Here is a 13,469-nt window from a genome sequence, read left to right as displayed (position 1 = left end):
GGCGCGGACCCCGAGGGGAGAGCCGTGTTTCTGCTGCTGTCGACGTCTGACACCGATCTGCTCAGCGCTCGTGCGAGCGGCCGCGAATGGCGGCTGGGCAATCCCGCCCGCGTTGGGCTCGACGATCTGCCCGCCCTGACCGACGGCGTCGACCTCATCGTCGTGCGCATCCTGGGCGGGCGCCGGGCCTGGGAGGAAGGGCTTGACGCGCTGCTGGCCGGGCCGGTCCCGGTGGTGGTGCTCGGCGGCGAGCAGATGCCCGACGCCGACCTGATGAAGCTGTCGACCGTGCCGGCCGGCGTGGCTGGTGAGGCGCACGCCTACCTCGCCTATGGCGGGGCGGAAAACCTGGGTGCGCTCTTCGACTTCCTGTCCGACACGATCCTGCTGACCGGCAACGGGTTCGCTGCGCCGACGCCCGCTCCCGAGTGGGGCGTGCTGGAGCGGGAAAGCGCCGCCACGACCGGACCGACCGTCGCGATCCTCTACTACCGCGCGCACCACATGGCGGGGAACACCCATTTCATCGAGGCGCTGTGCCTGGCGGTCGAGGCGGAAGGTGCGCGGGCGCTGCCGATTTACACCGCTTCCCTGCGTACGGCTTCGGCTGACCTTCTGGCCGAGTTGCGCAAGGCCGACGCCCTCGTCGTCACCGTCCTCGCGGCCGGCGGCACCAAGCCCGCCACGGTCAGTGCCGGCGGCGACGACGAAGCGTGGGATGTCGGGGTGCTCGCGGATCTCGACGTGCCGATCCTGCAGGGGTTGTGCCTGACCAGCAGCCGGGAGGCCTGGGAGGCCAGCGACGACGGGCTCTCCCCGCTGGACGCCGCCACCCAGGTCGCCATCCCCGAGTTCGACGGGCGCATCATCACCGTCCCGTTCTCCTTCAAGGAGATCGACCCCGATGGCCTTTCCGTGTACGTTCCCGACCTCGAACGCGCCGGCCGCGTCGCCGGCATCGCCGTCGCCCACGCGCGGCTGCGCCACATTCCGCCGGCCGAGCGCCGCGTGGTGGTCATGCTCTCGGCCTACCCGACGAAGCACTCGCGGATCGGCAACGCGGTTGGCCTGGACACCCCGGTCTCCACGGTCCGGCTGCTCGCAGCGATGAAGGAACGCGGCTACCGCATCGGCGAGTTCCCGGGCGTGGCCGAGCAGGACGGCGACGCGCTCATCCACGCGCTGATCGCCGCGGGCGGCCAGGACCCGGACTGGCTGACCGAGGAACAACTGGCCGGCAACCCGGTGCGCATCAACGGCGACAAGTACGCCGCCTGGTTCGCGACCCTGCCCGAGGATCTGCGCGACGGGGTCACCCGGCACTGGGGTCCGCCGCCGGGTGAGCTCTATGTCGACGGCACCGACATCGTGCTGGCCGCGCTGCGCGACGAGAACACCGTGGTCATGGTGCAGCCGCCGCGCGGGTTCGGGGCCAACCCGGTGGCCATCTACCACGACCCCGACCTGCCCCCGAGCCACCACTACCTGGCCGCCTACCGCTGGCTGGCCGATGACTTCGGCGCCCACGCCGTGGTGCACGTGGGCAAGCACGGCAACCTGGAATGGCTGCCCGGCAAGAACGTGGGCATGTCCGGCTCCGACGGCACCGACGCGGCGCTGGGCAACCTGCCGCTGATCTACCCGTTCCTGGTCAACGACCCGGGCGAGGGCACCCAGGCCAAGCGCCGCGCCCACGCCACGCTGGTCGACCACCTGATCCCGCCGATGGCTCGCGCCGAGTCATATGGCGACATCGCCCGCCTCGAGCAACTGCTCGACGAGCACGCGAACATCGCCGCGCTCGACCCGGCGAAGCTGCCCGCGATCCGCGCGCAGATCTGGACCCTCATCCAGGCCGCCAAGATGGACCACGACCTGGGGCTGGAGAGCCGGCCCGGCGACGAGGAGTTCGACGAGTTCATCCTGCACGTCGACGGCTGGCTGTGCGAGGTCAAGGACGTGCAGATCCGCGACGGGCTGCACGTGCTCGGCGCCGCCCCGACCGGTGAAGCACGGATCAACCTGGTCCTGGCAATGCTGCGGGCCCGCCAGATGTGGGCCGGTCAGGTGGCCGCGCTGCCGGGTCTGCGCGAGGCGCTGGGGCTGTCCGAGGATGCGTCCACCGCCGAAACCGACGCGGTCGAGGCGCAGGCCCGCGCGCTGGTCACCGCGATGGAGGAGGCGGGCTGGCCGGCCGAGGTGCCCGATATCACGGCCGACGAGCAGGTGAAGAAGATCCTGGCGTTCGCGGCGACCGAGGTCGTACCGAGGCTGGCGAAGACCACCGACGAGCTGACCAACGTCCTGCACGCCCTCGACGGCGGCTACGTGCCGGCCGGGCCGAGCGGTTCGCCGTTGCGCGGGCTGATCAACGTGCTGCCGACCGGTCGCAACTTCTACTCCGTCGACCCCAAGGCGATCCCGAGCACGCTGGCCTGGGAGACCGGTCAGGCCATGGCCGAGTCGCTGCTCAAGCGGTATCGCGAGGACTACGGCGACTGGCCGAAATCGGTCGGGCTGTCGGCGTGGGGCACCAGCGCGATGCGCACCGCTGGCGATGACATCGCGGAGATCCTGGCGCTGCTGGGCGTGCGCCCGATCTGGGACCCGGCCTCGCGGCGGGTCACCGGCATCGAGCCGATCACGCTGGACGAGCTGGGCCGCCCGCGCATCGACGTGACCGTGCGCATCTCCGGCTTCTTCCGCGACGCATTCCCGCACGTGGTTGCCCTGCTAGACGATGCCGTCGCGCTGGTTGCCGGGCTGCAGGAAACGCCGGAGCAGAACTTCGTGCGGGCCCACGCGAGCGCGGACGCCGGCTCGGGCAAGTCCTGGCGGCAGGCCACCACCCGGATCTTCGGGTCGCGCCCGGGTGCCTACGGTGCCGGCATCCTCCCGCTGATCGACAGCCGCAACTGGCGCGGCGATGCCGACCTGGCCGAGGTCTACGCGGTGTGGGGCGGCTTCGCGTACGGCCGGGGTCTGGACGGCGTCGAGGCGCGCGGCGACATGGAGACCGCGTACAAGCGCATCGAGGTCGCCGCGAAGAACATCGACACCCGCGAGCACGACATCGCCGACTCCGACGACTACTTCCAGTACCACGGCGGCATGATCGCCACCGTGCGAGCGCTGACCGGGCGCGCGCCGGCCGCGTACATCGGCGACTCCACCAACCCGGACGCGGCGCGGACCCGCAGCCTCACCGAGGAGACCGCCCGCATCTTCCGCGCCCGGGTCGTCAACCCCCGCTGGATCGCGGCCATGCAGCGCCACGGCTACAAGGGTGCCTTCGAGCTCGCCGCCACCGTCGATTACCTCTTCGGCTACGACGCCACCGCCGGCGTGGTCGCCGACTGGATGTACGAGCAGCTTGCGGCCAGCTACGTGCTGGACCCGGAGAACCAGAAGTTCATGACCCAGTCCAACCCGTGGGCGCTGCACGGCATCACCGAGCGCCTGCTCGAAGCGGCCGACCGCAAGCTGTGGGAAGCTCCCGACCCGGACACGCTGGCCGCGCTCCAGCAGATCTACCTGGAAACCGAAGGCGACTTGGAGGGCGACGAGTAACGGCGCACCGCAGCCGCGGTGTCCTCCTCAACCAGGTCGGCGTTGATCCGGGCACCCGCAAGCGCCCCCGCCGCGGCGGCCGACCCGACCTGAGCGGCCAGGTCGGTGGCGTTGCCGGCGATCCACACCCCGGCCACCTCGGTCAGCCCGGTCGGGTCGGCAGGAACGTAATCGCCCATGCCGGACGGGTGCTCGATGGGCTTGATCCCCAGCCCGGCGAGGAACCCGACGCGCGGAACCATCCGGGCCGCCACCGTGACAACGTCCCGGCTGACCAGGGTGCCGTCCTCCAGCCGCACCCCGGTCAGCCGGTCGGCTGCTTCGGTGACTATCTCCGCTACCTTGCCTGCGACGACCCTTATCCCCAGCGCGGCGAGCTTCTCATCCGCCACGAGCGCCGCGGTCTCCGCCGGCGTGCACGTGTGCGTAAACAATGTGATGTCGTCGCTGAGCTGGCGGAACAGCAGCGCCTGGTGCATCGACATCGGGCTGGTGGCCAGCACGCCGATCGCCTTGTCCCGGGCTTCCCAGCCGTGGCAGTACGGGCAGTGCAACACGTCCTTGCCCCAACGCTCGCGCAGGCCGGGTACGTCCGGCAGCTCATCCACCAGGCCGCTGGCCACCAGAATGCGCCGGGCTCGCAGCGAGGTTCCGTCACCGAGCGCCACCACAAACCCATCGCCGTCGCGCGTCACGTGATCCACGGTGCCGGGGCGAATGGTTCCGCCGTACATCTCGACTTCCGCTCTTCCCCGGGCCAGCAGCTCGGCCGGCGGCATGCCCTCGCGGCCCAGCAAACCGTGCACCCCAGCGGCCGGTGCGTTCCGCGGCTGGCCCGCGTCGATCACCACCACCGAGCGCCGGGATCGGGCCAGCATCAAGGCCCCGTTCAAGCCGGCGGCTCCACCGCCGATGATCACTACTTCTGTCATGCGTCAAACGATGCGCGCCCACTGCGCTCGCGGCAAGGAACCTTGCTGATATGGCAAAGTGAGAGCATGGATCTCGATCAAGCACTGGACGCAGTCGGTCCGCGGCTGCGCGCTTTACGGCACCGGCGCGACATCACGCTGGCCGACCTGTCCGCGCAGACCGGCATCTCGGTGAGCACGCTGTCCCGGCTCGAGTCGGGCAGCCGCAAACCGACCCTCGAGCTGATGCTGCCGCTGGCCCAGGCCTACGGCGTCACGCTCGACGAAATGGTCGGCGCCCCACCCACCGGCGACCCCCGCGTGCACCTGCGCCCGGCCAACCTGCACGGCATGACGGTCCTGCCGCTGACCCGGCGCCCCGGCGGCATCCAAGCCTTCAAGATGATCATTTCGCCCGGCCTCCGCGACGGCATCGACCCGCAGACCCACGAGGGCTACGACTGGATCTACATCCTCAACGGCCGCCTCCGCCTGATCCTGGGCGATCAGGATTTGACCCTCCACCCAGGGGAGGCTGCAGAATTCGATACCCGAACGCCCCACTGGTTCGGCTGCGCGGATGAGCAACCGGTCGAGGTCCTCAGCCTCTTCGGCCGGCAGGGGGAACGTGCGCATCTTCGGGTGCGGCCGAGCCAGTCCGAAGTGGACGCCTGAGGGGTCGAAGAGGAAGGGGGAGGACGAGCACCCGCCGCAGCCCGGACATTCCCCGCGAAACAAACCTGAGCCTGACGGGCCTGCTTGACCGTCCGGCGGGCGTCGCGCCGGGCCACCAGTGCAGTACGCAAACGCGGCGAAGCGACAGCCTCCCCGCGCCGGCGTGCCGCGAGCTGGTCGATCAGCCACGCCGGAGCGTGGACTTGCCGGATCGCCTGCGTCTTGGTGAGCAGCGTGCCGTGCGCCAGCGCGTGCCGTCCGCGAGCCATCGACGTCAGCCCCACCTCGGCAAGCTCGGGGTCGAGCCAGAACCCGGCCGCCGCGCCGCCCAGCCCCGATACTCGATCAGCTCGGCCCTGGCGGCCGCGCGGACGTCATCGTCGGTGACAGCAGGGAAGATCTCCAGGGGGTACGCCCAAAGCGTGGCGCTTGGATGCCGGCGCGCAGGTGCGCGCTGCTCGCAAACCCGTACCGCGCCAGTTCCGCCCGGTTGAGGCCGGAGAGGGCGCGTTGCACAAGCTGACCATGCGTCCAGGTCGGGTCGCTGAACCACCCCAGCCGCTTCAGCGCCACGGCGAAGCCATCGATGAGCATCGCACGATGCTAACGGCGGCGCAGCAGGTATGTGTCCATGATCCAGCCGTGGCGTTCGCGGGCTTCGGCTCGGACCCGGCGGATCTCGTCGGCCACTTCCTGCAACGGTCCCGAGATCAACAGCTCGTCCGGCGTGCCGATGTAGGCACCCCAGTAAATGTCCACGTTCCTGGCCTCGACCTCGCCGAAGGTCTGACCGGCGTCGAGCATCACGATCACGTCGTCGACCTTGTCCGGCCACTGTTCGGCCAGGCGGCGGCCGGTGGTCACCTGGAACGGCTGGCCGACCCGGTTGACGCCGATGCGGTGTTTGGCCGCCAACGCCGAGATGCTGCTGATCCCGGGCACGACCTCGTACTCGAACGCCGTGTCACCGCGGGTCAGGATCTCCTCGAGGATCGCCATCGTCGAGTCGTAGAGCGACGGGTCGCCCCACACCAGGAACGCACCGGTCTCGTCCTCCAGCAGGTGCTCGCGGATGAGCGCCTCGGTGACCTCGGAACGCCGGTGCCGCCAGTCGGCTATCGTGCCCTCGTAGTCCTTGGGCGTGCGGTCGCGGTCGGGATCGCGGCCCTCGGCTATCCGGCGGCTCGGCTTGCCATAGGCCTTGAGCACGCGCCGGCGCAGCTCGATCATGCTCTCCTTGACCTCGCCCTTGTCGAGCAGGAAGAACACGTCGGTGCGCCCGATCGCCTTCGCCGCCTGCAGGGTGAGGTGGTCCGGGTCGCCGGCCCCGATCCCGATGACATAGATCTTCCGCACGCCAGCAGTCTTTCAGGTGGCCCGCTGCTCAATCCGGCAGGAGGGGCACCGATGGACCCAGGTCACGTCCCAGCGTCGCCGCGCGGGTCACCGAAGCCGAACCGAATCGATCCCGTACGGCGTCAAGCGCGGTGTCGAGCCCATCGTCGTGCGGGTCCTGGAACGGCAGTTCGAGCTGGACACCTCCATCGCTGTCGAGGTTGCCCACCGCCACGCCGACCAGCGTTATCCCCCTTTCCTCGATCAGTGGCCGGGCCGTCCACAGCAGGGTGCGCGCGGTGTCCAGGATCGCCCGGGTCTGCATGGTCGCCTTGAGCAGGCTGCGGGAGCGGGTGGCCCGGGTGAAGTCGCCGAAGCGCAGCCGCAGCGTCACCGTGCGCCCGGCCCGCCCCGCCGAGCGCATGCGCCGGGTAACGCGGTCCACCAGGGCGGCCAGGGTTGCGTCGATCTCCTCGAAGGGCCGAGGTCGCCGGCCCAGCGCGCATTGCGAGCCGATCGAGCCGCGGCGGTGGCCGGCCTTCACGCGCCGGGAGTCGCGGTTGTGGGCCAGGGCGTGCAGATGCCGGCCGGCGTGGACGCCGAGCAGGGTGACCAGCGCCGCTTCGCCGAGGCGGGCCACGTGGCCGACTGTGTGGATCTGACGTTCGCGCAGCTTGCCCGCGGTTACCGGGCCGACGCCCCAGAGCCGCTCGATGGGCAGCGGGTGCAGAAAGGCCAGTTCCTCGCCGGGCGGCACGACGAGCAGCCCGTCCGGCTTGCCGACCGCGCTGGCTACCTTGGCGAGGAACTTGGTGCGCGCCACCCCGACGGTGATCGGCAGCCCGGCCCGGGTCCGCACCTCGGCGCGCAGCCGGGCGGCAATGCTCTCGGGGGTGCCGCTGATCCGAGCCAGCCCGCCGACCTCCAGGAACGCCTCGTCGATGGAGAGCGGCTCGACGATCGGCGTGGTGTCGCGGAACACCTCGAACACGGCCTTGCTGGCCGCCGAGTAGGCCTTCATGCGCGGGGGCACCAGGATTGCCGACGGACAGAGCGCCCGGGCCTGAGCGATGCCCATCGGTGTACGTACCCCTGAAGCCTTTGCCTCGTAGCTGGCCGCCAAGACGACCCCGCCGCCGACGAGAACCGGGCGCCCCCGCAGCCCGGGATCGTCACGCTGCTCGACCGACGCGTAGAACGAGTCCAGGTCGGCATGCAGGATCGTTGCCTGGTCAGCCACCGGCTCATCTTCGCACACATGTTCGAATTACGCTTCCTGTGATGGCGGCGACGATGGTGGTGGTGCAGCTCACGGTGATGATCGGATGCTGGCCGAGGCATCCTTGGTGATGAGACTTGAGCGCACAACGCTCAACCTCGGGAACCGGAGGAGATCCCCATGGTGCTGTGTAACGATGCCTTTCGCGAGTTCGACCGTTTGACCGCCCGCGTCTTCGACACCACGACCCGCAACTCGGGTGCGCGGCTTGACGCTTACCGCGAGGGCGACCAGTTCTTCATCGACATCGACCTGCCCGGCGTCAACCCGGCCGGCATCGACATCTCAGTTGACCGCAAGGTCCTGACCGTGCGTGCCGAGCGCAAGCGGGTCGAGCGCGAGGGCGTCACGTACATGGTGGCCGAGCGCCCGCAGGGTCCCGTTTCCCGGCAGGTCTTCCTGTCCGAGACGCTGGACACAGACCGGCTCGAGGCGCGCTACGACAACGGGGTGCTCACCCTCAGTATCCCGGTCACCGAGCAGGCCAAGCCGCGCAAGTTCGCGGTCGCGACAGCCTGACCACAGACGTGCCGGGCCGCCAAAAGACGGCCCGGGACCGCGCATGAAGACGGCCCGGGGCCGCAGAAGCTGGACCGCCAACGCAGCCGGTCCATGCCGTCACCTGAGGACGCCGGGGCCGCCGGAGAAAGTTCTCGAAATATCCCTGGAAGAGCGGCTGACCTGGGGTGATAGCCGCAGAATGGCACACCCTGGATGGTGTGCTACGAGTCCCGCTCATCGATTGACATCGGCGAGCGAGCGGACAACAGTGTGAGAGCGCTCTCTTCTAACGGAGCGTCACGGTCAGGGCGTATCCCCCTTCCCAGTCCGCCCCGAAGCGACCTGGCCGGTGCAGGATCCCTACCCGGCTGGGCCGGTCGGCAACGGCCGGCAGCTACGAACGCCGGGGCCTGCACGAATTGGGGCCGGACCCTGGAGTGCCTGTGCGACTCAACCGCAAATCCCTGCTCGGTCTCGCGGTAGCGGCCGTGGCAGTGCCCGCCGCCGTCGCGGTCATCCCCGACGCCTCGGCGGCAACCCTGCCCGACCTGCTTCCGCTGACCGTCACCAACAACTCCGGCCGCGGCGAAGCCGTGCACCTGTACGTGCTCGGTGAGACCAACGGCAAGCTGGGCTACGTCAACGAGGCCGGCGCGTTCACCGCCTGGTCCGGTGGCGCCAACCCGCCGGTGCCGGCGCCCGACGTGTCGATCGACGGGCCCGCGAACGGCGCCAGCAAGACCATCGAGGTGCCCAGGGGGCTGTCCGGGCGCATGTACATGGCGTTCGGCGACAAGCTCGACTTCAAGATTGCCGAAAACAACGGCCTGGTGCAGCCGGCGCCGTGGGCAGCCGGCGACGCCAACAGCAACATCCTGTTCGACTGGAGCGAGTTCACCTACAACGACTCGGGCGTGTTCCTCAACAGCTCGCAGGTCGACATGTTCGGTGTGCCGCACAAGGTGAGCACGACCGGTGGCGATGGGCAGACGCTGACCACCGGTGAACTCAAGCCAGGTGGCCGTGACGCGGTCATCGACGGGCTCAAGGGCGACGCCGACTTCGCCAAGCTGGTGCAGACCCGCGAGGACGGCACTGTGCTGCGGGTGCTCGCGCCCGGCAAGGGGGCCGACGCCGGTGGCTTCGACCCGAACTACCTGGCCGGCTACATCGACGAGGCGTGGGCCGCGTACGCCGACACCCCGCTGACCGTCAAGCCGTTCGCCGACCAGCCCGGCAAGGTGTTCTCCGGCCGTACCTCCGGAGCGGTGATGAACTTCACCGACAGCTCGGGCGCGCAGGTCGCGTCGATCACCAAGCCGACGACCTCGAACGTGTGGGGCTGTGACGGCAACCTGGCTGCCCCGAACGACCTGGTGGTCGGGCCGATCGCCCGCAGCCTGTGCGCGGCGCTGCAGCGCACCACGCTCGGCTCGCAGGCCGAGGAGCCCAGCACCGATGCGTCGACGTTCTACAAGCACGACCCGACGAACGAGTACGCGAAGCTGATCCACGAGAACATGGTGGACGGCAAGGCCTACGCGTTCGCCTTCGACGACGTGGCCAACCAGGAGTCGCTGGTGCACAGCGGTGACCCGACCTCGATCGGCATCACCCTCACACCGTTCCAGTAAGCAATACCTTTGAGGCGCGGGAGATCACTTGGTTTCCCGCGCCTTTTTGTTCGTCAGTTCGGGGCAAGCGCGGTCATGATCTGCTCGGCGCGTTCGCCGGCGGCGCGCGGGTCGGCCTGCGGGCTACCGATGGCCGGGTCCCAGTTGAGGTCGTAGAACAATTCGGTGACGCCAGCTTCGGCGTACCGTTGCGCTCCGGCCTTGATCTGCTCCCAGGTGCCGGACAAGGGAACGGTGTCGTCGCGCAGTCCGGCTTTGACCACGCCCCGCACGACGATGCGCACGGCGTCGGGATCGCGCCCGGCTTCCTCGGCGGCGCGGCGCACGATCTGGGTGCCGCGGTTGATGTCCTCAAGCGTGGCCCGGCTGCTGCTCACCCAGCCCGCGGCGAGGCGTCCGGCCCGGCGCAACGCGATATCGGCGGTGCCCCCGAGCAGAATCGGCGGGCCACCGGCTTGCACGGGTGCGGGGGCCATGGTGCTCGGTGGAACGGTGTAGAACTCCCCATCAAAAGCTGCCACGCGATCATTGAAAAGCGATGACAAAGCCGCAAGATATTCCTCGGTACGTCGACCGCGCGGCCGAGGATCGGAATTGGTCGCCGCGAACTCGACGTCGGACCAGCCGGTTCCCAGCCCCAAGTCGAAGCGCCCACCGGACAACACATCAAGCGTGCTCGCCTGCTTGGCCAGATAGGCCGGGGACAGGTACGGCAAATTGATCACCGCCACGCCCAGCCGGATCGACGTCGTGCGCGCAGCCGCGTAGGTCAGCGCCAGCAGCGGATCGAGCACGCTGCGGTATTCCGGCGTGAGGTTCTGCTCCACGCCGGCCAGAAGCCGCTGGAACGCCCACAACCCGTGATAGCCCAGCTCCTCGGCTCGCATCGCAAAACCGGTCACCGACATCGGGCTCGCCCACGCTCCGGACACCGGGCACGCACAGCTGATCAGCATGCCCCGCAACCTACTCCTGCAGCGCGGGCAGATCCTTGGCCATCTGCTGCGCGAGCAACTCGAAACCGAGCCGATCGTAGAGGGCCTGCGCGCGCACGTTGCAGCCGTGCACGTTGAGCCCCATGCTACGCAGCCCGCGGTGCTGGAATTCGCGCTGCATCGCGGCGATCACCAGGCTGCCGTAGCCCCGCGAGCGGTGCGGCTCGTCGATCTCGATGTTGTGCAGCCAGCCCATCCCGGGGCGCGGACGCGAGGGCAGACCGGCCCACACCCAGCCGACCTCGTTGCCGCCGGCCCATACCGTGCGCAGGATGGCACCCTCGGTCGCGGTGCCGTCGGGGAGCCATTCGCGGGCCTGGCGGTGGGCGGTGGACGTGGCTTCGTACCTGGATAGGCCTTGCTCTTCTTGCAAATCGCCGGCGTAGTCCTCGATCAAAGCGGTCATGCGCCGGTCGAAGTCGCGCATGGGCACCAGCTCGATGCCCGCGGCCGGCGGGATGCCGGTCAGCGCCCGCGCCCGCTGCTGGTTGATGATCCCGTAGCCCTGCCGGGCGTAAAGCTGCCGGGCCGGATCGTTGCCACCGAACACGTTCAGCCCCACGCGGGGCAGGCCTCGCTCGATGAGGTCGCGTTCCACCTCGGCGATGATGGCGGTGCCGTGCCCCTGGCGGCGATGCTCGGGATCCACCACCAGATCCGAGATCCACGCCATCGAGGGCATCATCGAGCCAGGCAGCGACACCCAGACCCAACCGACCTCGCGCCCATCGACCACAGCCCTGCGCAGCAACTGACCGGGCGTGCGGGGGCCCTGCGGCAACTGCCCGGCGACGCTGCGTTCGGCCTCCACTTCGGCTTCCTGCTGGTGGCGACCCTCGGCGCGAACCATCGCGGCGGCCGTATCGGCGATCAATCCGGGCCGGCGCCGGGCGAAGTTGGCATCGCTCATGTCCTCAAGCAGCAGAGCCATGCCAGAACCTTTTCAGAAGAAGGACATTTCCGGGTACGACACCAGCGCGCCGACCCCGCCGGGTGCAAGATCGTCGGACAACCGTGCGAACCCAGGGAGCATCATGACCGACGCGACCGCCCCCGACCCGGCCCCACCCGAACGCCAGATCCCGCTCAGCGACCAGGACCTGGCCGAGGGCGAGCAATATGCCACCGACCATGACCCCGGCCCGGCCGAGGACTACGCAGGCGACCCGGTGCCCGACCCCTGGGAGGAGGACACGCCCTAGCTTTCCTCGCCAGTGGTGGTGGTGTGGGCTGAGCCCACCGGCTTGGACTGCGAGGAACCGCGCTGCCGCAGGTAGATCCGCCGGCGCTGCGCGACGCACCGCAGCCCCGCAGCCGCCCGGGCGGGCCGAGCCATCGGGGCAGCTTCCGCCTGTTCCGCGCAGTAATCTCCCCCCATGGGGGAAACACTGACCAGCGGGAACGAAGCGCTGTACGAAGCCGCGTTCCGGACAGGCGACTACACCGAGGCCGAAACCACCTTCGCCGAGCTGCTCACCAGGGCTCGGGAGAGCGGTGACCGGGTGCTCGAAGCGGCAGCCCTGGACCGGCTGGGCATGCTCGCCCACTTCAAGGCCCTCGACGGCGACCTGGCCAAGGCGGACGCGGATGCCGAGCAACGCCTGTTCGAGCAGGCCCTGGAGATCCGCCGCGACCTGGGCGACCCGGCCGCGGTTGCCGAGTCGCTGTTCGGCCTGGGCCTGGTCCACCAGGTGCTGAGGGGTGACTGGGACGCCGCGATGCCGAACTACACCGAGGCCCTCCAACTGGCCGACAAGCACGGCGACCTGCTGCTGCGCTCCGAAGTCCACCGCCACGTCGGCTTCTACTACGCGCTGAGCGATCTGCAGTCCGACCGGGCCCTGCATCACCTGCGCATCTCCCACGACCTGCGCGAGGAGCTGGGGGACCAGCGCTGGATCCCCGGCGGCACCGTGGCCCTGGGGCTGGCCGAGATCACCGACGGCCTGCGCGACCAGGGCCTGGCCCACCTGCACGAGGCCCTCGACCAGGCCCGAGCCGCAGGCCTGAGCGCCGAGCGCATCGGCTGGATCGAACAGTTCCTGCACAACGCCGAGGAGGGCCTTCCCCCGGACGCGCCCCGGCCTCCGGCCGCCTCATGACAACCCTGCGGGAAACCTGGAACCTGGTCCGCGACGAAAGCGGCCTGGCCATCGTTTCCACCTTGCGAGCCGACCAGACCATCCAGTCAACCCTGGTCAACACCGGCGTCCTGTCCCACCCGGCAACCGGCGCAGAGGTTCTGGCCTTCGTCACGTACGGCAAGGTCAAACTCGCCAACCTGCGCGCCCGCCCCCACCTGACCACAACCCTGCGAACGGGCTGGCAATGGGCCACCATCGAAGGCCTCGCCGAACTGGCCGGCCCCGACGACCCCCAACCCTGGCTGACGGCGGACGTGCTGCCCCGGCTGCTGCGCGACATCTTCACGGCAGCCGGCGGCACCCACGACAACTGGGACGAGTACGACCGGACAATGGCTGAGCAGCGCCGGACGGCCGTGCTGATCACTCCTGGGCGGATTTACAGCAATTAGGGGTGGGGTCGGCCCTGCACAGTGGTGCAAGAG

At 69.5% G+C, this 13,469-nt stretch carries 14 protein-coding genes; 7 read left to right on the top strand and 7 right to left on the bottom strand.

Features of this window, described 5'->3' with window-relative positions; translation table 11 throughout:
• Positions 1–24: 24 nt before the first annotated feature.
• On the top strand, positions 25–3,570 hold the full coding sequence (gene cobN, locus TFC3_RS23925; protein WP_067504035.1) for a cobaltochelatase subunit CobN: 3,546 nt from the start codon (positions 25–27) through the stop codon (positions 3,568–3,570).
• Here the strand turns inward: cobN and TFC3_RS23920 are convergent.
• Complete coding sequence (locus tag TFC3_RS23920) at positions 3,531–4,502, bottom strand: NAD(P)/FAD-dependent oxidoreductase (protein WP_067504032.1); 972 nt, start codon at positions 4,500–4,502, stop codon at positions 3,531–3,533. The genes cobN and TFC3_RS23920 overlap by 40 nt on opposite strands.
• A gap of 66 nt (positions 4,503–4,568) precedes the next feature.
• Here TFC3_RS23920 and TFC3_RS23915 point away from each other — a divergent pair, with 66 nt between their 5' ends.
• Positions 4,569–5,156, top strand: coding sequence for a helix-turn-helix domain-containing protein (locus tag TFC3_RS23915; RefSeq protein ID WP_067504029.1), 588 nt, complete (start codon positions 4,569–4,571; stop codon positions 5,154–5,156).
• Between the two features lie 345 nt (positions 5,157–5,501).
• Here TFC3_RS23915 and TFC3_RS40530 read toward each other — a convergent pair whose 3' ends face one another.
• From TFC3_RS40530 to dinB, 3 genes are read right to left on the bottom strand one after another with little or no spacing between them, the layout of a single operon-like run.
• Positions 5,502–5,750, bottom strand: a complete 249-nt coding sequence (locus TFC3_RS40530; protein WP_067504026.1) for a hypothetical protein — start codon at positions 5,748–5,750, stop codon at positions 5,502–5,504.
• Positions 5,751–5,759: 9 nt separating this feature from the next.
• Positions 5,760–6,512: a precorrin-6A synthase (deacetylating) gene (gene cobF, locus TFC3_RS23905; protein WP_067504022.1), complete on the bottom strand. Its 753-nt coding sequence runs from the start codon at positions 6,510–6,512 to the stop codon at positions 5,760–5,762.
• Between the two features lie 28 nt (positions 6,513–6,540).
• Positions 6,541–7,731 (bottom strand): DNA polymerase IV, encoded by a 1,191-nt coding sequence (dinB, locus tag TFC3_RS23900; protein ID WP_067507410.1) that lies wholly within the window; start codon positions 7,729–7,731, stop codon positions 6,541–6,543.
• Between the two features lie 159 nt (positions 7,732–7,890).
• On the opposite strand from dinB, the gene TFC3_RS23895 reads away from it, so the two are divergent.
• Positions 7,891–8,289, top strand: a complete 399-nt coding sequence (locus TFC3_RS23895; RefSeq protein WP_067504019.1) for an Hsp20/alpha crystallin family protein — start codon at positions 7,891–7,893, stop codon at positions 8,287–8,289.
• A gap of 425 nt (positions 8,290–8,714) precedes the next feature.
• Entirely contained in the window at positions 8,715–9,905 is a 1,191-nt protein-coding gene (locus tag TFC3_RS23890; protein ID WP_067504016.1) for a beta-1,3-glucanase family protein, read from the top strand.
• 53 nt (positions 9,906–9,958) lie between these two features.
• Here TFC3_RS23890 and TFC3_RS23885 read toward each other — a convergent pair whose 3' ends face one another.
• Both TFC3_RS23885 and TFC3_RS23880 read right to left on the bottom strand, forming a co-directional pair.
• A complete protein-coding gene (locus TFC3_RS23885; protein ID WP_067504007.1) occupies positions 9,959–10,861 on the bottom strand; it encodes a TIGR03619 family F420-dependent LLM class oxidoreductase in 903 nt (300 codons plus the stop codon).
• 10 nt (positions 10,862–10,871) lie between these two features.
• Positions 10,872–11,831 (bottom strand): GNAT family N-acetyltransferase, encoded by a 960-nt coding sequence (locus tag TFC3_RS23880; RefSeq protein WP_067504004.1) that lies wholly within the window; start codon positions 11,829–11,831, stop codon positions 10,872–10,874.
• A 103-nt stretch (positions 11,832–11,934) separates the two neighbouring features.
• Between TFC3_RS23880 and TFC3_RS38205 the strand changes: the two genes are divergently transcribed.
• Complete coding sequence (locus TFC3_RS38205) at positions 11,935–12,102, top strand: hypothetical protein (RefSeq protein WP_161952668.1); 168 nt, start codon at positions 11,935–11,937, stop codon at positions 12,100–12,102.
• Here TFC3_RS38205 and TFC3_RS38585 read toward each other — a convergent pair.
• The gene (locus TFC3_RS38585; protein ID WP_173745281.1) at positions 12,099–12,236 is read right to left on the bottom strand and encodes a hypothetical protein; all 138 of its coding nucleotides are present in this window, start codon (positions 12,234–12,236) and stop codon (positions 12,099–12,101) included. The two genes, TFC3_RS38205 and TFC3_RS38585, sit on opposite strands and share 4 nt — an antisense overlap.
• Before the next feature lie 40 nt (positions 12,237–12,276).
• Between TFC3_RS38585 and TFC3_RS23875 the strand changes: the two genes are divergently transcribed.
• Both TFC3_RS23875 and TFC3_RS23870 read left to right on the top strand, forming a co-directional pair.
• Positions 12,277–13,002 carry a tetratricopeptide repeat protein gene (locus tag TFC3_RS23875; RefSeq protein ID WP_067504002.1) on the top strand — a complete coding sequence of 242 codons (726 nt, stop codon included), beginning with the start codon at positions 12,277–12,279 and terminating at the stop codon, positions 13,000–13,002.
• On the top strand, positions 12,999–13,436 hold the full coding sequence (locus tag TFC3_RS23870) for a TIGR03618 family F420-dependent PPOX class oxidoreductase (RefSeq protein ID WP_067504000.1): 438 nt from the start codon (positions 12,999–13,001) through the stop codon (positions 13,434–13,436). The genes TFC3_RS23875 and TFC3_RS23870 overlap by 4 nt, the downstream gene beginning before the upstream one ends.
• The last annotated feature ends 33 nt before the right edge of the window (positions 13,437–13,469 follow it).

The sequence above is a fragment of the Actinoplanes sp. TFC3 genome, from assembly GCF_001553785.1.
In the GTDB taxonomy this organism is placed as follows: Bacteria; Actinomycetota; Actinomycetes; order Mycobacteriales; family Micromonosporaceae; genus Actinoplanes.
This window is presented reverse-complemented; position numbering and strand designations above follow the sequence as displayed.